19 protein-coding genes are annotated in these 20,097 nt (G+C 36.2%); 13 read left to right on the top strand and 6 right to left on the bottom strand.

From position 1 onward, the window contains the following. Nucleotides 1-97 precede the first annotated feature (97 nt). The 3 genes from purM (at nt 98) to J3U66_RS07125 (ending at nt 6,469) form a co-directional block, all read left to right on the top strand. Nucleotides 98-1,135: a phosphoribosylformylglycinamidine cyclo-ligase gene (gene purM, locus J3U66_RS07115; RefSeq protein ID WP_267333025.1), complete on the top strand. Its 1,038-nt coding sequence runs from the start codon at nt 98-100 to the stop codon at nt 1,133-1,135. Between the two features lie 336 nt (nt 1,136-1,471). Beyond that, a complete protein-coding gene (nifJ, locus tag J3U66_RS07120; protein ID WP_267348530.1) occupies nt 1,472-5,014 on the top strand; it encodes a pyruvate:ferredoxin (flavodoxin) oxidoreductase in 3,543 nt (1,180 codons plus the stop codon). A 267-nt stretch (nt 5,015-5,281) separates the two neighbouring features. Beyond that, nucleotides 5,282-6,469, top strand: coding sequence for a pyridoxal phosphate-dependent aminotransferase (locus J3U66_RS07125; RefSeq protein ID WP_267348532.1), 1,188 nt, complete (start codon nt 5,282-5,284; stop codon nt 6,467-6,469). An 88-nt stretch (nt 6,470-6,557) separates the two neighbouring features. Here J3U66_RS07125 and J3U66_RS07130 read toward each other — a convergent pair whose 3' ends face one another. The 4 genes from J3U66_RS07130 to zapB all read right to left on the bottom strand — a co-directional run bounded on the left by J3U66_RS07130 (nt 6,558) and on the right by zapB (nt 10,030). After that, on the bottom strand, nt 6,558-7,091 hold the full coding sequence (locus J3U66_RS07130; protein WP_267333028.1) for a C40 family peptidase: 534 nt from the start codon (nt 7,089-7,091) through the stop codon (nt 6,558-6,560). After that, on the bottom strand, nt 7,039-8,397 hold the full coding sequence (locus J3U66_RS07135; RefSeq protein WP_267333029.1) for a DUF3482 domain-containing protein: 1,359 nt from the start codon (nt 8,395-8,397) through the stop codon (nt 7,039-7,041). Before J3U66_RS07135 ends, J3U66_RS07130 begins: the two co-directional genes overlap by 53 nt. Nucleotide 8,398: 1 nt before the next feature. Then, the gene (locus J3U66_RS07140; RefSeq protein ID WP_267348534.1) at nt 8,399-9,703 is read right to left on the bottom strand and encodes a DUF2868 domain-containing protein; all 1,305 of its coding nucleotides are present in this window, start codon (nt 9,701-9,703) and stop codon (nt 8,399-8,401) included. An 81-nt stretch (nt 9,704-9,784) separates the two neighbouring features. Next, nucleotides 9,785-10,030 (bottom strand): cell division protein ZapB, encoded by a 246-nt coding sequence (gene zapB / locus J3U66_RS07145; protein ID WP_267333031.1) that lies wholly within the window; start codon nt 10,028-10,030, stop codon nt 9,785-9,787. 100 nt (nt 10,031-10,130) lie between these two features. Here zapB and tpiA point away from each other — a divergent pair, with 100 nt between their 5' ends. Next, nucleotides 10,131-10,895 (top strand): triose-phosphate isomerase, encoded by a 765-nt coding sequence (gene tpiA / locus J3U66_RS07150; RefSeq protein WP_267348536.1) that lies wholly within the window; start codon nt 10,131-10,133, stop codon nt 10,893-10,895. A gap of 48 nt (nt 10,896-10,943) precedes the next feature. Here tpiA and J3U66_RS07155 read toward each other — a convergent pair whose 3' ends face one another. Further along, nucleotides 10,944-11,171 carry a helix-turn-helix domain-containing protein gene (locus tag J3U66_RS07155; RefSeq protein WP_267333032.1) on the bottom strand — a complete coding sequence of 76 codons (228 nt, stop codon included), beginning with the start codon at nt 11,169-11,171 and terminating at the stop codon, nt 10,944-10,946. A 152-nt stretch (nt 11,172-11,323) separates the two neighbouring features. Here J3U66_RS07155 and J3U66_RS07160 point away from each other — a divergent pair, with 152 nt between their 5' ends. From J3U66_RS07160 to J3U66_RS07200, 9 genes are all read left to right on the top strand, one after another. Next, nucleotides 11,324-12,013 (top strand): LexA family transcriptional regulator, encoded by a 690-nt coding sequence (locus tag J3U66_RS07160; RefSeq protein WP_267333033.1) that lies wholly within the window; start codon nt 11,324-11,326, stop codon nt 12,011-12,013. A 241-nt stretch (nt 12,014-12,254) separates the two neighbouring features. Continuing rightward, nucleotides 12,255-13,373, top strand: a complete 1,119-nt coding sequence (gene mnmA / locus J3U66_RS07165) for a tRNA 2-thiouridine(34) synthase MnmA (protein WP_267333034.1) — start codon at nt 12,255-12,257, stop codon at nt 13,371-13,373. 1 nt (nt 13,374) lies between these two features. After that, nucleotides 13,375-14,022 carry a high frequency lysogenization protein HflD gene (gene hflD / locus J3U66_RS07170; protein ID WP_267348538.1) on the top strand — a complete coding sequence of 216 codons (648 nt, stop codon included), beginning with the start codon at nt 13,375-13,377 and terminating at the stop codon, nt 14,020-14,022. Nucleotides 14,023-14,068: 46 nt separating this feature from the next. Next, complete coding sequence (gene purB / locus J3U66_RS07175; protein ID WP_267333036.1) at nt 14,069-15,436, top strand: adenylosuccinate lyase; 1,368 nt, start codon at nt 14,069-14,071, stop codon at nt 15,434-15,436. Between the two features lie 109 nt (nt 15,437-15,545). Continuing rightward, complete coding sequence (gene hemC / locus J3U66_RS07180) at nt 15,546-16,466, top strand: hydroxymethylbilane synthase (RefSeq protein ID WP_267348540.1); 921 nt, start codon at nt 15,546-15,548, stop codon at nt 16,464-16,466. Continuing rightward, nucleotides 16,463-17,233 carry a uroporphyrinogen-III synthase gene (locus tag J3U66_RS07185; protein WP_267333038.1) on the top strand — a complete coding sequence of 257 codons (771 nt, stop codon included), beginning with the start codon at nt 16,463-16,465 and terminating at the stop codon, nt 17,231-17,233. The genes hemC and J3U66_RS07185 overlap by 4 nt, the downstream gene beginning before the upstream one ends. Nucleotides 17,234-17,539: 306 nt before the next feature. Continuing rightward, nucleotides 17,540-17,773, top strand: a complete 234-nt coding sequence (locus J3U66_RS07190; RefSeq protein ID WP_267348542.1) for a hypothetical protein — start codon at nt 17,540-17,542, stop codon at nt 17,771-17,773. 370 nt (nt 17,774-18,143) lie between these two features. Next, nucleotides 18,144-18,839 (top strand): AzlC family ABC transporter permease, encoded by a 696-nt coding sequence (locus tag J3U66_RS07195; protein WP_267333041.1) that lies wholly within the window; start codon nt 18,144-18,146, stop codon nt 18,837-18,839. Next, entirely contained in the window at nt 18,836-19,159 is a 324-nt protein-coding gene (locus tag J3U66_RS07200; protein WP_267333042.1) for an AzlD domain-containing protein, read from the top strand. Before J3U66_RS07195 ends, J3U66_RS07200 begins: the two co-directional genes overlap by 4 nt. Nucleotides 19,160-19,193: 34 nt before the next feature. Here the strand turns inward: J3U66_RS07200 and J3U66_RS07205 are convergent, their stop codons facing one another. Then, nucleotides 19,194-20,093, bottom strand: coding sequence for a heme biosynthesis HemY N-terminal domain-containing protein (locus J3U66_RS07205; protein WP_267333043.1), 900 nt, complete (start codon nt 20,091-20,093; stop codon nt 19,194-19,196). Nucleotides 20,094-20,097: the final 4 nt, after the last annotated feature.

The following is a 20,097-nucleotide window of genomic DNA, read 5'->3' on the forward strand; positions in this document are numbered from 1 at the left end:
TGTTAATTAATTGGTTATTTCATATAATTATAGATCGCCATTCCATTGCTTCCTTGCTAAAATATCAGCAATTTTTCTATTGTAAGGATTACTCCTCGTGTCAAATAACAACTCTCTAAGTTATAAAGATGCTGGCGTTGATATTGATGCCGGTAACGAACTCGTTAATCGAATCAAATCAGTAGTAAAAGCGACTAAGCGCCCAGAAGTCATGGGGGGTTTAGGCGGATTTGGTGCACTATGTGCAATTCCGCAAAAATACAAAGAGCCTATTTTAGTATCTGGAACAGATGGCGTTGGTACTAAACTCCGTCTGGCTATGGATTTAAATCGACATGATGCAATTGGCATTGATTTAGTTGCGATGTGCGTTAATGATCTTATTGTGCAAGGTGCAGAACCGCTATTTTTCCTTGATTATTATGCCACAGGTAAACTTAACGTTGATGTAGCAACTACAGTCGTCACAGGGATTGCTGAAGGCTGTAAGCAAGCGGGGTGTGCATTAGTTGGCGGTGAAACAGCTGAAATGCCAGGCATGTATCATGGTAATGATTATGACTTAGCAGGATTTTGTGTGGGTGTTGTTGAAAAAACGGAAATGATTGATGGCAGCAAAGTACAAGATGGTGATGCGTTGATTGCTTTAGCATCGAGTGGGCCACACTCCAATGGCTATTCGCTAGTACGGAAGATTATCGAAGTGAGTGGGGTAAATCCAGCAAAAACACAATTAGAAGACAAAACGCTGGCCGATCACTTACTTGCACCAACAAAAATCTATGTAAAATCGATTCTAAACTTAATTACGCAAATTGATGTGCATGCCATAGCACATATCACTGGTGGTGGATTTTGGGAAAACATTCCGCGCGTTTTGCCCGACAATACTCAAGCGATAATTAATGAAAACAGTTGGCAATGGCCTGCAATCTTTAATTGGCTACAGCAGGCAGGTAATGTGGATCGTCACGAAATGTACCGAACATTTAACTGTGGAGTTGGATTGATTATTGCGCTACCTAAATCACTTGCAGCTAAAGCCATTACCATACTCAATAATCAAGGTGAAAAGGCTTGGTTACTCGGTGAAATTAAACACTCAACGTCAAACGAACGTGTAATAATAAAATAGCCAAGTGGTTAACACTATTATTATCCAACCATACAGGTTGGATAATAATATGCAATAGGTAAAACGTAGTAGAGAACCACCCTCATTATTAGAAGGTTTTATCGTTAAGTTGATAAATCACCAACAGGTATTTTTTATTGCCTATTGAGGTGATTAATTATGCCCTTTTTTAAATTTTCAACTATATTAATATCGATTTCAGTCACTCAAAAATTCAAAGAGTTAAACAAAAAATTTAACATAAAAATAACGAAAAGCTATCTTACTTTCTGGTACAATAATATTAATTATTATAACTAAGTAATGTCATAATACTCTAGAATACAAGGTTTTTTAATGATCATATCAGATGCTAATAGTGCGGTATCTTCCGTTGCTTATCGTGCAAACGAAGTCATTGCTATTTATCCAATAACACCAAGTTCATCAATGGCAGAACAAGCTAGTACATGGGCTGAATTCAATAAACCTAACGTGTTTGGGGATATCCCTAAAGTGGTTGAAATGCAATCTGAAGCAGGCGCGATTTCAACTGTGCATGGTGCGTTAATGACAGGTGCATTAGCTACCTCATTTACCTCATCGCAAGGTTTGCTACTGATGATTCCATCCCTGTATAAAATCGCTGGGGAACTGACACCATTTGTTTTACACGTTGCTGCACGTACCGTTGCGACTCATGCTCTATCAATTTTTGGTGATCACTCCGATGTGATGTCAATCAGGCAAACTGGTTTTGCGATGCTCTGCTCAAGCTCGGTACAAGAAGCACAAGATTTAGCGTTAATCGCGCAAATGGCAACCTTTAATAGTCGTGTGCCTTTTGTCCACTTTTTTGATGGGTTTAGAACCTCACACGAAGTCAATAAAATCTATCCACTGACTGACGAAGATATCCATCAACTTTTACCTCATGAAGCCATTAAAGCTTACCGTTCTCGAGCTTTAACACCCGATAAGCCGGTTATACGAGGTACATCAGCTAACCCAGATACCTTTTTCCAATGCCGTGAAGCAGTCAATCCTTATTACAATAACACTTATCAGCATGTTGTCGATGCGATGGACGCTTTTGAACAACAAACAGGTCGAAAGTATCAGCCATTCGAATATTATGGTGCTAATGATGCCGAGCGAGTAATAGTTATCATGGGTTCGGGCGCAAGTACTAGTAAAGAAGTCGTTGATTATTTGAATAAAAATGATGAAAAAGTGGGTGTGGTAATTGTTAGGTTATATCGCCCTTTTTCCGCCAAACATTTTCTGGAAGTTATTCCGACTAGTGTTAAAAAAGTGGCGGTATTAGATAGAACTAAAGAACCCGGTGCTCAAGCTGAGCCACTTTATTTAGATATAATGACAGCTTTTGCAGAAAGCTTTAGTCAAGGCGAACGAAGCAATATACCCAAAATAATCGGTGGACGTTATGGTTTATCATCAAAAGAGTTTGATCCTTGCTGTGTTCTGGCTATTTTTACAGAACTGCAATTAGAAAATCCTCGCCCTCGTTTTACTGTGGGTATTTATGATGATATTACCGGTTTATCGTTACCCTTACCTGAAAAGTCTATTCCTCAAAAATCTGCACTTGAAGCACTATTTTATGGGCTTGGCAGTGATGGCACAGTGTCGGCAACAAAAAATAATATCAAAATTATTGGGGATAGTTCGCCCTTTTATGTTCAGGGATTTTTTGTTTATGACTCTAAAAAAGCAGGTGGCTTAACGACTTCTCATTTACGTGTTAATTTAGAACCGATAGACTCGCCTTATTTAATTACGAGTGCACACTTTATCGGTTGTCATCAAGATCAATTTATTGATAAATATCAGATTGTTGAAAAACTTAAAGATGATGGCATTTTTTTACTCAATACCCCTTATAGTAAAGATGAAATTTGGCATCGCTTACCGAAAGAAGTTCAAATACAATTAATTAAAAAAAGAGCGCACTTTTATATCATCAATGCAGCTAAAATAGCACGTGAATGTAATTTAGGTGCAAGAATTAATACCGTAATGCAGGCGGCTTTTTTTCATCTTTCAGAAATATTTAAAAATGACTTCAGTATTGCTCAATTAAAAGAAGTCATTGCCAAAAGTTACAGTAGTAAAGGGCAAGAATTAGTTGAAAATAACTGGAAAGCGCTTGATTTAGCTATCGCGTCACTCGAACAAATCCCATTAAGTTGTGTCGATGAAAGTAGCACATCACGCCCAGCTATTGTGCCATATAACGCACCTGATTTTGTTAAAATGGTTACAGCAACAATGCTAGCAGGACTTGGTGATAGCTTGCCTGTATCGGCTTTTCCCCCTGATGGCACTTGGCCAACCGGAACAACAAAATGGGAAAAACGTAATATTGCTGAAGAGATACCTATTTGGCAACCCGAGCTTTGCACGCAATGTAACCACTGTGCGGTTGCTTGCCCACATGCAGCCATTCGAGCCAAGGTTGTAGCGCCAGATGATATGATTAATGCACCTGAGTCGCTTAGTTCGCTCGAAGTGAAAGCACGTGACATGAAAGGTCAACGCTATGTATTGCAAGTTGCGCCTGAAGATTGTACAGGTTGTAATTTATGTGTTGAAGTTTGTCCTGCCCGAGATCGAAATAACTTCGATATTAAAGCAATTAATATGCGTCCGCGTATTGAAAACCTCGATACCCAGCGAATTAATTATGACTATTTCTCGGCGTTACCCGATCGTGATATCAAATCACTTGAACGTATTGATATTCGTACATCACAATTGTTAACACCGCTATTTGAATACTCGGGAGCATGTGCAGGCTGTGGTGAAACACCTTATATTAAATTGTTAACCCAGCTCTATGGTGATCATTTAGCCATTGCCAATGCAACCGGCTGCTCATCGATTTATGGTGGAAATTTACCTTCTACGCCTTATACTACCGATCGTAGTGGTCGTGGACCCGCTTGGGCTAACTCATTATTTGAAGATAATGCTGAATTTGCTTTGGGTTACCGTATTACTTATGATCAACATAAAAAACGCGTTTTACGATTATTAGAGCATGTTGCCGGTGAAATCTCACCCGAAATTACCCTAGCCTTACAATCAGCAGATGTTTCGATTGCAGATAAACGCGCACAAATTGCTATATTACGTGAACAATTAGCACACTTGGATTCGATCGAAGCTAAAGAATTAATGCAAGATGCAGACTATTTAATTGATAAGTCAGTATGGGCTATTGGTGGCGATGGTTGGGCTTATGACATTGGCTTTGGTGGGCTTGATCATGTGATGAGTTTAACTGATAACGTCAATATTTTAGTATTAGATACACAATGCTACTCAAATACAGGTGGTCAGCAATCGAAGGCAACACCAATGGGTGCAGTATCTAAATTTGCCGATCTAGGGAAACACAAAGCACGTAAAGATTTAGGCATAAGTGTAATGATGTATGGTCATGTATATGTTGCGCAAATAGCATTAGGTTCTCAGCTCAATCAGACACTTAAAGCGCTGCAAGAGGCCGAAGCCTATGATGGACCTTCACTTGTTATCGCGTATAGTCCTTGTGAAGAACATGGCTATGATCTGGCTAAATCACATGAACAGATGAAAGATTTAGTCAAATCTGGATTCTGGCCTCTTTATCGGTATGATCCACGCCGCGTAGCAGAAGGAAAACCAGGTTTAGTATTAGACTCTAAATCACCAAATAGTGAATCATTGTCAGATATCCTACTGAAAGAACAACGATTCCGACGATTAGAGACATTAGAGCCGGCTGTTGCGAATACTTTACATGAACGATCAACAAAAATGGTTAACTCGAAGTATAAGTTTTTGCAGATGTTATCAACCTACTCAGATATTGAAACGCCTGCTGATAGTTAACTAACCTTATCAAGGTTAACCAAATTAACTGCGCTTATTTATCATTGTTAAATAAGCGCAGTATTTAAAAAAAAGATTTAATTGTGCAAAAAAGCACCAATAGAGTGCATTTCAACATTTCCCCTACTCACACTTACCAATACAATAAATACAAATGTTCTTGACTTAGATAACAAAATTAAGCATTACATAATCGGCAATTGAAACTGGTATAAATATTGCATCAAACTATTACAGACAGAAGATCAACTAATGGTGAGGTGAATAATGGATGCAAATTTAAATATCAGCCGTCGAAGTTTATTAACATTCTCTGGTGCGGCAATTGCTGGTTTATCAATAAATCAATTACTGTCCAAAGCCCATGCTCAAGAAGTGCAAAAATCGATCGCTTTTTCATTGCCCATGCTTGATACAGTTGTAACACCTGATGCAAATAATCCAGTAAGGCTTAACTTTAATGAGAATGCTTTAGGTATGTCACCTTCAGCCAAACAAGCAGCAATTGATGCAGTTCCTAAAGCTAACCGTTATGCTAAAGCGGAGATGCCGATTTTAAGTCAGTCATTAGCAGAACATCATAATGTCAGTGAAAAACAGATACTCTTGACTGCCGGTTCATCAGAAGGTATTAGAAGCACCATCGCTGCTTTTGTAAAACCCAATACTCAGCTAGTTATACCTGAACTTACCTACAGTGATGGAGAACAATTTGCTAAAATTTTTAATTTAAAAATAACCAAAGTACCTTGTTTAAATGACTGGAAAATTGATATCAACGGGTTAAGAAAAGCCGTTGAAGCTCATCAAGGATTCTCAATAGTTTATTTAGTTAACCCTAATAATCCAACTTCTACTGTGTTTGGTTTACCTGAAATTGAATCATGGGTAGCCAGTAAACCTAACAATACTATTTTTATTTTTGATGAAGCATATGCCGAATTTGTCAATGATCCAACCTTTAAGTCTGCCGATAAATTTATTACACAAGGTTACGAAAATATTGTATTACTTAAAACATTTTCAAAAATACACGCAATGGCGGGATTACGTGTTGGTTATGTTGTTAGTACCGAAGTTCACATACAAAATATTTCACAATATGTCGCAGGTGAAAAACTTAATTATTGTGGTGTTTGTGCTGCTTTGGCTTCGATGAAAGATAAACAATATCTGACTTATTCCAAAAAAGCTGTTGATGTATCGAGGGAAATTATGGAAAAAACATTATCAGACCTTGGGCTACATTATCTTAAATCAGAAACAAACTTCATATTTCACCAAACGCCAATTGATTTGAATAAATATCGTGAATTGATGAAACAAAAATTTATATTAATTGGTAGAGATTTTGCACCAGCTTCAAACTGGTGTCGAATATCACTTGGAACACCAGGTGAAATGCTTTATGTGGCTAATGTAATGTATGAATTGAAAGAACAGGGGAAAATTTAATTTAGCAATGCTCAAAAATAATAAAGCTCTCGAAATCAGTTAACTTAGAGAGCTTTTTAATTTATTAATTTGTATTCAATTGAGTTGACTAACCATCTGTTAAGCGACGCGTCATCCAATAATGTTTTTTCCAATAATCTTCATTTAAACTGGAATAAATTACGCCTTTAGAAGTTGATGCATGTAAAAATTTACCATCAGCATAATAAATACCAACATGTAGACCACTTTGGCTACGACCAGTTTTAAAGAATACTAAATCACCTGCTTTAGGTTGAGAGACTTTATAACCTAATTGAGCTTGAGCTGATGCACTTCGCGGTAATGTCTTAGACAGTTTATTTTTGAAAAAATTAACAACTAAACCAGAACAATCGCTACCCGATAATGTCGTTCCACCGAACCGGTACGGGGTTTTTTGCCATTTTTTATAGTGAGATTCAATCTTTGCTAACATTTGCGGGTCAGGTTTAGTGGTTTTCGTTGATACCTGCCCTTGACTTGTACTACATCCAAATAACATAAAAAGAGAAAAAAGCAAAGTCGTTATTAAAAATCGCTTCTTCACACTAAAAAAGTTGTTCGGCAACATGCTTGATCGTCGATTGTCTTTTTTTGTCATTTCTTTTTGTTCCTTTATTTAAAGTCGACCATTGCGAATAGCGTCTTGCTATTTTTAACTCTTTTGGCAACACACCTTTTTCCCACTCTTGTTGTTCTAATTTTGACAACTTGATCGGATTAGTGTTCGCATGGCTGCGATGATTTAAACTTTCTTTCAGACTAAGCAGCCGTAAAGAAAGAAAACAAATAATAACATCATCAACACTTAGTTTACTATAACCAGAAAGCTGATACCGCATTCTAGAACCATAATGTTTGGCAGTTTGCATTATACTGCCTACTGCTGCTCCAATTAAAGCAGCTGAGCCAAGCGTAATTCCGCCTGTAGCTAAATCTATGCTTGCCCCAATAGTTGCACCTGACACAAAACCTTTCGTCAAATGCACACCCATTCGTTTTAATGCATCAATATTAAATAGATCTGCATTATAGCGCCCTTTTATTAAAGGTAAAGTCTCAAAACTCTCTAAATCAGAATTAAATTGATAAAGTTTCAACAATTCATTTATTGCCAATTGTTCGCGCTTTCTAACTTGATCTTGCATTTGAGCAATTGCCTGTTGATCATCAATTTTTGCCATCTTGTAAAAGGCAGTCACATCAACCAGTGCTTCCGCAATAATCAAGTTAGCACTTTGATGACGAGATTGTCGCATTTGTGCAATTTGATCTAACCATTGATCTAAGATCTTTTTGGCAGGTTCGAGCAATAAAGCAAGACTTTTATATAATCGTTCCTCGCCATCTAGGGGCGGAACTATAGCGTCAAACCGTATGATAGCATGTATCCCCACGCGTGAGAGTAATCTTTTCCATTCCTTTTCATTTTCTTTTTCGCTTGCAGTAAAATTTAATACGGCAAGCATTGGTTTATCACTACTCGCAAGTATTGCAAGCTCATCATGATATTTATCTAAAATCGGCTCACGCACGTCTATAACATAGATTGCCGCATCACTTTTGAGCAATTGTCGGATGACTTTTGCTTCTTGATCAAAACTATTTTCGGCTTCTGGACTTTGTAAAAAAATCGTTAATTTATCGATCCCATCTAGTTTACCGCTATCGATAGTTAATTGATGAATATAATCGTACAACGCTAAGCTGTCTTCCAATCCAGGCGTATCATAATAAATGATAGATTGATGATGTGCTAAAGGTAATGTAATGGACTGGACATTTCTTGTGGTCCCAGGTTTATCTGAAACTTCACCAAATTGGCTATTGTGTATTAAAGTTCGCAATAAAGACGTTTTACCGACATTGGCATGCCCGACTACAGCTAATTTTAATGTTGTTAACATGTCAAAACTCCTCACTTAACCAAGTGGGTGTTGCTAATTGTAGCGATAAAGCTTGCCAGTTTTTCATTTGCTTACCGTTATTGATAAACCAAAGGCGATTTTGCTGTGATTTATTCATAAGCTGATTAATTAAATTTAACATACCTCTATCTGGTGCTCTATCGGTATCAATAGCGATCAATAACTTTTTAGCTGGCGTTAATTGCAAATAATCTAGAATGTTACGTCGCTGTTCTCGCGTATTTAAAAAGCCTAAAAACGTAACCGAATTTGGTGGAGTCCAGCTTTCCGTGATATCAATTGCAACTAAAAAAGCGCCCTTTGCATTTTCAACATAGTGATAAGGTGAATAATTTATGGAACGCTCCCCATTCTTATCTTCATCTTCTATATTCACTGAAATAGGTTGTAACTCGTTAGTTAAAACCTGAAAATGTGGATGTTTGGTGTCCAATTTCACTTTTCGACTGCAAATCAACCAATTTATAGCACAAACTATCATGCATAAAAATCGAATAGCTACACCATAAACAATAAATACACCCAATAACCAAACAGCCCAAGCAAAACGGGCATCGCCAGAATTTAATGCGTGCTCACTCGCTCGAATAACATCATCATTAGGGATGGTAAAACCAATTAAAGCAGGTATCGAACCTAAATAATGCGTTAAATCAATAATAGTACCAGAGCTTAATAAAGTTGTTTTCCATTCAAAGCGATAATGTTCAGTTGAAAACAGTACAACTAATACCACCAGTGCACTCGTTAATATAAAAGTCCAAAAAAGATTGAGTATAAAACCAATTAGCCAGCGAATTTGACTACCAAATAGTTCAACAAAAGCGGGAATAAGTTGTTGGACAGTCTTTTTTTGTGAAAATTTTTTAGTTAACCATAACCAACAGTAAACCAATATACTGCCACCCCAATTTGAAAAAAAGAAAAAAGACATTAACCAAACGACTAAAGTGACTAAATGTACCCCTAATAGACTAAACAAAGCCCAATATAAATTAATCGGATCTTGGCTTAAGGCACTTAACGCTAATGAGGCGCCAAGCATAATAGAAAGAAAAATTAATATAATGAAAGAGAGATTTGCTGCCCGTAATAACGTCTGTTGGGCTGAAAATAATCCATTTTTTTTAGACAGCATTAAGGCACGCATCACAATGCGATTAATAGATGAAGTTTGAGCGGCTCTTACTTGTCGATTAATGTCTTGATCCGCAAAACGCCCAGATTCTTGTTCAATTAAATGAATAGTTTGAGCAATCCATAATGATTTTAACTCTTCACGCATTGTGTATAATTTTCGCCATCACTTTAATGAATAACAAAAACAAACGCGACATATGCCGCGTTAACAAACAGATATAACAACTTATTGAGTAATTTCACCAATTTTACTTAATAAAGTTTGAATACGTTGTTGCCATATTTGTTGATCTTGTTTAAGTTTTTCGTTTTCGTCTCGCAATGCTTTCATTTCGTCAGAACTATCATTAATTAATTGTTCTAGCTCTTGATTACCTTGTTTTAACGTTGCAATTTCTTGTTGCAAAGTAGTGATTGTATTAACAGTGTGTTGAATTCTATTTTCTAATTGGTTCAAAATTTCTAATGACATATTTTTCCTCAAGCTCAAAATATTTGGTGTATAATGCAAACCATTATAGCGAATTCATTCTAAAATCAACACTATTTTAAACTTTAAGTTGGAGAAAATTATGCGTAAACCACTAGTCATGGGGAATTGGAAACTCAATGGTAGCATTGATATGGCTAAAAACTTAGTAGAAGGACTTCGAAATGAGCTATCTACTGATATTGAATGCAGTATCGCTGTAGCACCACCTGTTGTCTATCTTGATTTTGTTAAACATCAGTTAGGCGGTTCAAATATCATTTTAGGTGCACAAGACGTAGACGTGAATCTTTCAGGGGCATTTACGGGCGAAGTATCAGCTAACATGTTAAAAGAAATTGGTGTAACACATGTTATTATTGGGCACTCTGAACGACGCACTTATCATAAAGAATCAGATGAATATATTGCTAAAAAATTCGGCGTGTTAAAAGATGCAGGACTTGTGCCGGTACTTTGTATTGGTGAAACAGAATCTGAAAACGAAGCAGGACAAACACAAGCGGTTTGTGCTCGTCAAATTGACGCGGTTATCAAAGCATTAGGAGTACAAGCATTCAATGGTGCAGTTATTGCCTACGAACCGGTTTGGGCAATTGGTACAGGTAAATCAGCTACCCCTGCGCAAGCCCAAGCTGTACATAAATTTATTCGTGAACATATCGCTAAGCAAGATGTTAATGTTGCTGAGCAAGTTATCATCCAATACGGTGGTTCAGTAAATGATAAAAATGCAGCAGAGCTATTTACTCAGCCAGATATTGATGGTGCATTAGTCGGTGGTGCATCACTAAAAGCCGATGCTTTTGCAGCGATTGTTAAAGCAGCAGAACAAGCTAAAAAATAATTTAATGACGCCTGTAAGGGCGTCTTTTTTTATAGAATTTTATTTAAACTATTTTTTTCCAGTTGGGGCATAGCGAGAAGGCCAAATAGTTTCAACCGGAACCTGCAAATATTCAGAAATAATTCTTTCGTATTTAGGACAATGACGATATAGCGCATTTCTTAAAGTATCAGCTTGTAATCCGCTTGCTCTTGATAAAGCTCTTAAATTTCCACCTCTAATTTTAATTTCGCCCACGACTCTTGATGGTGACCAGTCTTGATCTTGTTCTCTCATTATGAGATCCTCTATTGGTTAATTTTTTTGCTATTGTAATGATTATCGGTATTACAACGCTGAATAGATATGAATTTACCGGCAGAGAATAACATATAAAAAAACGAAACAAAACTACAAAAACAAAAAAAACACATGAAATGGAATAGAAAATGAACAAAAAGAACTTTAAAACACTTAATGAGCAAGAAAAAACGTCGATTTTAATAAACACAGGGGTGATAAATTTCAAAAATCGATTAACATTAGTCTTAGAAGGACTATCGGGTAATGCTTTTGCTAAAAAAGTAGGTATGTCTGAAGCTGTAATTCGAGATTATCTATCTGGTAAAACTTATCCTTCACTTAATCGCTTGGCCATCATTGCACATAAGTGTGAAGTTCCAATAGAATGGTTAGCAACAGGAAAAGGCGAATGTAGATTGTTAAGTGAATCACAAAATCGAGGATCAATACATATACCTTTCCACAATCTAAATAAAACGAGTAATTCTTTAGCCGACATTCAATCTATTCCCTTCGAAACGAGCTTACTTAAACATCAAGATTGTCATAATGATGATTTAACTGCGGTATGGGCTAAAGGCGATAGTATGGAACCTACAATCGCAAACCACGACATTCTTATCATTAATAAAGCATATTGCAAACCTATTGATGGTTATTTGTATGCAGTACAGTATGATGATCAAATCAGTATAAAACGAATTCAAAATCAAGGTTCTAATTTAGCCTTATTATGTGACAATTCCAAATATCCAACTATTATGGTTAATAAAAATTCACCACTCGATTTTGAAATTATTGGTCATGTTGTTTATCTTCTGAAAAAACTAAATTAACTATCATAAATAAAGTCACTTGTTCATGCATGAATAAGTGACTAAAAAAAAGACAAATTCGTTTTTTTCCGTGCAAATATCGAGCAAAAATCGCGTTTAAAAATGTTCAAAATATTGCGTAGGCCCAATTATTGCAAAAAGCTTTGCAGAATTAACCAAATTGATACAGGTATAGCTTTATGCTTTTTTATCCAAATATGATAGAATTGTCCTAAATTTTTAGTCTAATTATTTTGTTATTATGCCAAATTTAAATACATCCAAAAAAGTTGTTGTCGGCATGTCTGGCGGCGTTGACTCTTCTGTTTCAGCATATTTATTACAGCAACAAGGTTATCAAGTTGTTGGATTATTTATGAAGAACTGGGAAGAAGACGACACCGAAGAATATTGTTCTGCATCCGTTGATTTAGCTGATGCTCAGGCCGTATGTGATAAATTGAATATTAAATTGCACACAATCAATTTTGCGGCTGAATATTGGGACAATGTATTTGAACATTTTTTATCCGAATATAAAGCAGGTCGAACACCTAATCCGGATATTTTATGTAATAAAGAAATCAAATTTAAAGCATTTTTGGAATATGCAGCCGAAGATCTTGGTGCAGATTTTATTGCAACAGGGCATTATGTACGCAAACGTGAGCACAACGGCAAGGTCGAATTATTACGGGGCATCGACAACAACAAAGACCAAAGTTATTTTCTTTACACACTAAGCGAAGCACAAATTCGTCAAAGCCTTTTCCCTGTTGGTGAGCTTGAAAAACCTAAAGTTCGTGAAATAGCGAAACAATTAGGTTTAGCCACTGCTGCCAAAAAAGACTCAACAGGAATCTGTTTTATTGGCGAACGTAAATTTACTGAATTTCTTGCGCGCTATTTACCGGCTAAATCCGGTCCTATCAGAACCGTGGATGGCAAAGTCATTGGTCAACATCAAGGTTTGATGTATCACACATTAGGACAACGTAAAGGACTTGGCATTGGTGGTTTAAAACAAGCCGATGATACGCCTTGGTATGTTGTTGATAAAGATCTTATCAATAATGAATTAATTGTAGCGCAAGGACACGATCATCCTGCCCTCTTTTCAAATGGATTAATTGCCAGTCAATTGCATTGGGTAGATAGGCAAGTCGTCACTGAGCCATTTAATTGCACGGTAAAAACTCGCTACCGTCAAGAAGATATTATTTGCCGTGTAAATCCTTTATCTGAGGATAAAATTGAAGTGATCTTTGCTCATCCTGTTGCCGCCGTAACGCCAGGACAATCCGCTGTTTTTTATCAAGGTGAAGTTTGCCTTGGGGGTGGTATTATAGAAGAGAGAATTATGGGCAATAAGGAGTTTTAAAATGAATAATAAATATCATCATATTGCTATAGCCCTTGCCGGTGTTGCACAAAGTGCGATATTAATTCCTCAACTGGCCAATACAGGGGTATGCAGTAACGCGCTTTATGAACGATCAATTAAAAGCGTGTTTGAAACTTCGCCCAGAACAACAGCAGATGTTTATGATGGACTTGAAAACATAAAAACGGGATTACAAACACTTATCCAATTGCTCTCTTCAGGGCAAAAAGAGCAGATCGAAATTATTCGTTATCTTTTTGGCACATTAAATATTACCAGCAAATTAATAAAAAATAATAATGCTTTAGATAAGATCGATCAGCGACTTAAACGCATTGCTAGTCTTTACCCCGATACAAATATTGATACCATTAATAACAATATTGAAGATTTATCATACTCATTAGCGGGGATCTACTCCGATATTATTAGTCCTTTAGCGACCAAAATAAAAGTTATAGGCAAACCAGAATTTTTACAAAACTCACTAGTGCAAGCTAAAGTAAGAACATCGCTACTGGGTTGTGTTCGTTCTGCAATGTTATGGTATCAAGTTGGAGGTGGTCGATTACAGTTTTTATTTTGTCGAAAACGAATCAATAATGCGGCACAACAATTATTACAAGATATCAATACAACAATTTAATTTATATTTTTATATGATACTTAAATAGAGTCACGGAGTTGAACCGATGGAATTATCTGCACTTACAGCCCTTTCACCTATTGATGGTCGTTATGGTGATAAAACAATAGAATTACGTACCATTTTTAGCGAATTTGGTTTATTAAAATACCGCGTTGAAGTTGAAGTTCGTTGGTTACAAAAATTAGCTTCACAAGAAAATATTCCTGAAATTCCAGCACTAAGTCAGTCAGCCACTCATCATTTAAACCAAATTGTTGAACAATTTAATCAAGACGACGCATTACGCATTAAAGCGATCGAAAAAACAACCAATCACGATGTAAAAGCCGTTGAATATTTTCTAAAAGAGAAAGTCAGTACGAATGAAGAACTCCATGCTATTAATGAGTTTATTCACTTTGCTTGCACTTCTGAAGATATTAATAATTTATCTTATGCTTTGATGCTAAAAACAGCAAAAGAGACTGTTTTACTACCTTATTGGCAACAAGTAATTGATAAAATTACGTTGCAAGCAAAAGAGTATTGCAACTTACCTTTACTAGCTAGAACCCATGGACAACCCGCTACACCCACAACTATTGGCAAAGAGTTTGCCAATGTTGCCTATCGATTAAAACGCCAATTTAATCAGCTTCAATCCGTTGAAATATTAGGAAAAATAAATGGGGCTACCGGTAACTATAATGCGCATATGGTAGCTTACCCGCATGTTGATTGGCACAATTTAAGCGAAGCGTTTGTTAGTTCATTAGGCCTAAAATGGAATCCTTACACAACTCAAATTGAACCACACGACTATATCGCTGAATTTTTTGATTGTGTTGCGCGTTTTAATACTATCCTGATCGATTTCGATCGCGATGTTTGGGGCTATATTGCTTTAAATCACTTCAAACAAAAAACGGTAACAGGCGAAATCGGATCGTCAACCATGCCACATAAAGTCAATCCAATTGATTTTGAAAATTCAGAAGGTAATTTAGGTCTTGCCAATGCCATTATGAATCATCTAGGCAGTAAATTGCCGGTTTCTCGTTGGCAACGCGATCTAACCGATTCGACTGTATTACGAAACTTAGGCGTTGGGATTGGCTACGCGATTATTGCTTACCAATCAACCTTAAAAGGCCTAAATAAGTTAGAAGTAAACCAAGCATACTTGCTTGACGAACTTGACCGTAATTGGGAAGTATTAGCTGAACCAATCCAAACAGTGATGCGCCGTTATGGTATAGAAAAACCATACGAAAAATTGAAAGAATTAACACGTGGCAAACGAGTTGATGCAGAGGGCATGAAACAGTTTATTGAATCCTTAGATTTACCTGAAGAGGAAAAAACTCGATTAAAACAGCTAACACCAGCTAATTATATTGGTTATGCGGTGAATTTTGTAGATAAGCTCTAATCATTGAAAAACGGTCTGAATAGTAACAGTATTTTGCTATTCAGACTAAACTATGAGCTCATTTAAACTAAAAAAACAACTACACTTAGCTATACAATAGGAAAATCAATTGAAGATTCGCATTGCAACTCGAAGAAGCCCTTTAGCATTATGGCAAGCTAATTTTGTTAAACAAAATCTACTCTTGGCACATAAGAATTTAACTGTCGAGCTTATACCGATGATGACTCAAGGTGATATCATACTTGATAGTCCACTTGCCAAAATTGGCGGTAAAGGTCTTTTTGTTAAACAGCTTGAACAAGCTATATTAACTAACCAAGCTGATATTGCGGTTCATTCAATAAAAGATATTCCTGCACAATTTCCTGAAGGTTTAACCCTTGCGACAATTTGTCAACGAGACGATGTGCGCGATGCCTTTATTTCTAATCACTATTCCAATTTAGATGAACTACCTAATGGTGCAATTGTCGGTACATCAAGCTTACGCCGCCAATGCCAGCTACGAGCTAACTACCCCCATTTACAGATCAAAGATCTACGTGGAAATGTTGGAACCCGATTAGCAAAACTTGATAATCAGGAGTATGATGCAATCATCTTAGCTTCAGTAGGATTAAAGCGATTAGATTTACAAGATAGAATCAAGCAATATATCGATATCAGCTCAATTTTACCCGCCGTTGGTCAAGGTGCCATTGGTATTGAAACTCGAGCAAATGATAAACCATTATTAGACATTCTATCTGTACTTGATGATAAAAATAGCCGGATTTGCATTCAAGCTGAAAGAGCGATGAATAAAGCTTTACAAGGGGGATGCCAAGTCCCTATCGCCTGCTATAGTCAATTAAATAATGATATATTATCCTTACAAGGTCTAGTTGGAAGTATTGATGGTTCGAAAATTATCAAAGCAACAGTAGAAGGTAGCATTAACGATCCTGAAAAATTAGGGCAAACACTAGCTGAACATTTACTAGAACAAGGTGCCAAATCTATATTACAGGAATTAAATGACGGATGATTTTTGTCACTAGACCCTCACCTGAGGGTGAACAACTAACCCAATTATTAAACCAAGCAAATCTACCTGCGAAGCATTTGCCATTTTTTAAAATTTTACCGGGTCGTGATCTGTTAAATTTACAAGAACAACTCACTAAACTCCGTCCTCATGATATGGTTATTGTAGTTTCACCACAAGTAAGCTATGCAATAAAGACTTATCTTTGCCGTTTAAACCTCCCCACTAACGTCCGTTATTTTGCAATTGGTAAAAAGTCAGCTGACCTTTTTAATCAAATGACAACAGTAAACGTTAATTACCCAGCCCAAGAAAACAGCGAAGGACTTTTAATCAGACTGCAGTCCGAAGTAATAGAAAATCATACTGTATTACTATTATGCGGTAATGTCGGCAGGCAACTATTAGCACAAGAACTCATTGGTCGAAACGCGAAAGTAATCCCAATTGAATGTTATTGCCGAGAACCAATAATCTATCCAACCGATATCTTATCTCACAACATTGCCGAACAAACTATCATTATTACCAGTTTGGAACACTTAAACCAACTTGAACTGTACAGCAATTTAGAGCATAAACAGCTGACCCATCTAATTGTAACAAGTCATAGAATTTTCACTGTTGCCAAGCAGCATCTATGGCAAAACGTATTATTAGTAAATGGCGCAAATAATCAAAATATACTCAATGCTGCCATGCAAAACTTTCCCAATTCAAACAAAAATGGTTCTAGTCACATAAGTTATCAACATGATGAAAAATAATAGGAAAAATGAGATAAAAACACCTATAAACTCTTTTGGCAGTACCACTTCTATTAACAAGTTGTGCCAATCGTTTTAAGCCGATTGTAAAAATGGCCTTGAGTAACAATAAAACCTATGCACACAGATAGAAACAATTAAATGTAATTATAAAAATCTTACTTCTGACCGAAATGGTAGTGGTGGTGCCCTTAACACGCCAGAAATTGATGATGAAGATGTGGGTAAAAAAAGGGGCGGCGGCTCAACTTGTGGCGCTGCTGTATTAAGAGCTAACTGGATCCCCAGTATGACGATGAAGATTTATTGAGTCGTCTTGCCATATCTAAGATGGGGACCTGCGCGTCAAACTTACCTGCCATGAATTTGGATTATGATGAAATAAATATCATTCAACAATATGATAAAAGTGACTCGACCGAAATTTCATTGCCTCAACCACCGCCATCAGCCCGCGATGATTTTGGTAAAGTCGCAAATATCACGGTACATTTTTTACCTTGTAACCAGATATTTATCACATATGTCACAACAGAATAAGGACGTAATCCGGTTCTTTGAAAACGGTTTGCCGAAAGCTGTGTACGCCGCACCCAAGTATTAAATCGACAGCGGATTACCGTAAAATAAGACTAAAATGGATGCAATTAAGGCTCAGCAGTTGAAGATACCACAATAAATTTTGCCACGTTATATCAAATAACAAGAGGCAAGGATCAAATTACCGATTAACACTGAAAAGAATTCATCGGTAATAAAATAAAAAATATATCAAGCTAACTAATTAGAAGTTTATGAAAATATAATTACTCACTAATCAATTGTTTTTGATATTATAAAAGCGATAAAACTTACCAATTGATTAGCTACATTTTTTAAATTATAAAATTTTAATGATTAAGAGAATACGATGGCATTAACATTTAATGACGGGGTTAAAGCATGTATACCAACATTACTTGGCTATGTTGGTATTGGCATTGCAGCTGGAGCTGTGGGTAAAGCAGCAAATTTATCAATTTTAGAAGTCACCTTATTGGCAGTAATGGTTTATGCGGGCGCTGCACAATTTATTATTACCGGTTTAATGATTGTTGCAACACCAATTTCAGCTATTATTTTTACAGTTTTTTTAGTTAATTCTCGCCATTTTTTAATGAGCATGGCAACTGCACCAACATTTAAAAAGTATTCTTTATTGAATAATATTGCAATAGGCAGCTTATTAACCGATGAAAGTTTTGCGGTCGCGATGAATGCAATTGCGAATAAAAATCCAATCAATTGTGCATGGATGCATGGCCTGAATTTAACCGCTTACTTAGCTTGGATTTTATCTTGTTTGATTGGAGCATTAATTGGCAAATGGTTACCCGATCCTGCCCAGTTTGGCTTAGATTATGCTTTAGTTGCTATGTTTATTGGTCTTTTATATTTACAACTTATAAGTGATAAAAATAAACGCATGAAAAATCGACTATTGGCAATGTTGACTGTAACTATCGTATTAATTTTTTTATTACGATTTTTATCCGCTGAATTGGCAATACTGGCCAGTACGTTTGCAGGATGTTTTATCGGCGTTGCCATGGAGCGTAAAGCATGAGTATTTATAGTTTACTGATTATATTAGGATCAGGGTTAGTGACTTGGTTACCTAGAATTATTCCATTCATATTAGTACGAAAATTACAATTACCTGACATTGTGACTCGTTTTTTATCCTATGTTCCTATATGTATATTAACTGCCTTATTTGTAGAAAATCTGTTTATTGTAAAACCTGGCGCGTTTCCTGAGTTTAATCTTGAATATTGCTTAGCGGCGATTCCAACGATTATTGTGGCACTATTGACTAAAAATCTAATGTTAATTGTGGTAACAGGCATGTGTGCGATGTCAGCAATACGGTTCTTTTTAACCTAATAAATTGAAAAAAGCAGGACAGCTGTCCTGCTTATTATGTTCTCTCTTTATTTTCAAGCTTATTGATAGCATTTATAATCTTATTAGCTTCAGCTGTTTGTCCTACTTGATTAAGATAATTCGCCATTGCTTTTTGGTACGCCATATTATTTAGAATTGCTTTAGGTTGTGATTTCCACCATTTTATTAATGCTAATGGATCGCTATCAGCTGACAATTGCTTAATGCGACCAATATAAGCGGCTTGTTTAAATTGATCTAATTGAGATTCACTATAAGCCTTAACTTTGTACATAGCAGGCATTAAATCAATCACAGCTTGATAATCACCCATATCATAAAAGAGTTGATCGGCAAGTCTTAATACTTCTGGATGACGTGGTTTTTCATTCAATAGCTGCTCTATTGTTGTTCGCGCTGAAGCATATTCACGGTTTTTAATTTGTAAACGTATCTGTACCAGTTTGAAAGCAAATATCTCGTTAGGTTGACAGTTTTGTGCAGCTTGTTCCAAAGATTGATTGGCTGAAACCAATTCATCATTATCGATTTGCGCTTGTGCAGCAAGCAAATAAGATAATGCCGAATTGTTCGATACTTTAGCTGATTTCATAAAAAACTTACTGGCTTGTTGATAATCGCCTTCAAGTAGTGAAATTTGTGCCATCTCAAGCCGTTTAACAACTTTTTTAGGTGATTTTGAACGTAACCATTCCCCTAAAATTGTTTTGGAATTAAAAATTTTCTTTAAAAACCAATAAACAATATATAAACAAAATAAAGCTAATAACTCAAGTATGACAAATGAATTAAATGACATACTGACTTTATAATTTGCAACTTCAAAAACAGCTGAACCTTGATGACCTTGTAATAGCGGTCCTAACAAAAAACCCGCCACCAACACTAAAAAAATAATCAATATTTTTAGCATTATT

This window comes from Gilliamella sp. B2969 (assembly GCF_026536195.1).
GTDB lineage: Bacteria > Pseudomonadota > Gammaproteobacteria > Enterobacterales > Orbaceae > Gilliamella.

What these genes read in the sequence shown, in the direction of transcription:
- J3U66_RS07130 (WP_267333028.1), bottom strand. Translation starts at nt 7,091, where the DNA reads ATGACAAAAAAAGACAATCGACGATCAAGCATGTTGCCGAACAACTTT.
- tpiA (WP_267348536.1), top strand. Translation starts at nt 10,131, where the DNA reads ATGCGTAAACCACTAGTCATGGGGAATTGGAAACTCAATGGTAGCATT.
- purB (WP_267333036.1), top strand. Translation starts at nt 14,069, where the DNA reads ATGGAATTATCTGCACTTACAGCCCTTTCACCTATTGATGGTCGTTAT.
- J3U66_RS07125 (WP_267348532.1), top strand. Translation starts at nt 5,282, where the DNA reads ATGGATGCAAATTTAAATATCAGCCGTCGAAGTTTATTAACATTCTCT.
- J3U66_RS07195 (WP_267333041.1), top strand. Translation starts at nt 18,144, where the DNA reads ATGGCATTAACATTTAATGACGGGGTTAAAGCATGTATACCAACATTA.
- hflD (WP_267348538.1), top strand. Translation starts at nt 13,375, where the DNA reads ATGAATAATAAATATCATCATATTGCTATAGCCCTTGCCGGTGTTGCA.
- J3U66_RS07155 (WP_267333032.1), bottom strand. Translation starts at nt 11,171, where the DNA reads ATGAGAGAACAAGATCAAGACTGGTCACCATCAAGAGTCGTGGGCGAA.
- J3U66_RS07200 (WP_267333042.1), top strand. Translation starts at nt 18,836, where the DNA reads ATGAGTATTTATAGTTTACTGATTATATTAGGATCAGGGTTAGTGACT.
- J3U66_RS07135 (WP_267333029.1), bottom strand. Translation starts at nt 8,397, where the DNA reads ATGTTAACAACATTAAAATTAGCTGTAGTCGGGCATGCCAATGTCGGT.
- J3U66_RS07160 (WP_267333033.1), top strand. Translation starts at nt 11,324, where the DNA reads ATGAACAAAAAGAACTTTAAAACACTTAATGAGCAAGAAAAAACGTCG.
- zapB (WP_267333031.1), bottom strand. Translation starts at nt 10,030, where the DNA reads ATGTCATTAGAAATTTTGAACCAATTAGAAAATAGAATTCAACACACT.
- nifJ (WP_267348530.1), top strand. Translation starts at nt 1,472, where the DNA reads ATGATCATATCAGATGCTAATAGTGCGGTATCTTCCGTTGCTTATCGT.
- J3U66_RS07205 (WP_267333043.1), bottom strand. Translation starts at nt 20,093, where the DNA reads ATGCTAAAAATATTGATTATTTTTTTAGTGTTGGTGGCGGGTTTTTTG.
- J3U66_RS07185 (WP_267333038.1), top strand. Translation starts at nt 16,463, where the DNA reads ATGATTTTTGTCACTAGACCCTCACCTGAGGGTGAACAACTAACCCAA.
- mnmA (WP_267333034.1), top strand. Translation starts at nt 12,255, where the DNA reads ATGCCAAATTTAAATACATCCAAAAAAGTTGTTGTCGGCATGTCTGGC.
- J3U66_RS07140 (WP_267348534.1), bottom strand. Translation starts at nt 9,703, where the DNA reads ATGCGTGAAGAGTTAAAATCATTATGGATTGCTCAAACTATTCATTTA.